The organism is Martelella alba (genome assembly GCF_005217455.1).
Classification (GTDB): Bacteria; Pseudomonadota; Gammaproteobacteria; order Enterobacterales; family Enterobacteriaceae; genus Acerihabitans.
Genome location: NZ_SZPQ01000157.1, coordinates 1 through 410 on the forward strand (window position 1 = coordinate 1; position 410 = coordinate 410).

Sequence of the window (410 nt, forward strand, 5' to 3'; positions counted from 1 at the left end):
CTTAACTCACGTCAAGCGGAAATCGACCGTCTGCTGGCGCAACTGGCGAAACTGCGGCGTCTGTACTTCGGGCGCAGCTCGGAAAAGGCCGAGCGCCAGATAGTCCAACTGGAGCATCGCCTGGAAGAGCTGCTGACCGAAGATAAGGGACAGCCCGCGCGCCTTGATGACCCGTCGGTGCCGCCGGCGTTACGCCGCCCTGCGGCGCGCCGTCCCTTGCCGGCACACCTGCCGCGCGAAGAACACCGCCTGGAGCCGCAAGAGCCGGCTTGCCCTGCTTGTGGCGGCGACCTTAAACCGCTGGGCGAGGATGTGAGCGAACAACTTGAACTCATCAAAAGCGCGTTCAAAGTCATAAAAACCCGTCGCATGAAGAAGGCCTGCGCCCGCTGTGATGTTATTGTCCAGGC

1 protein-coding gene is annotated in these 410 nt (G+C 62.2%); it reads left to right on the top strand.

The genetic code is table 11. The features are described 5' to 3' along the window. Positions 1-410 (top strand): IS66 family transposase zinc-finger binding domain-containing protein (locus FCN80_RS26185; protein ID WP_170975547.1); only part of this gene is annotated, 410 nt, incomplete at both ends.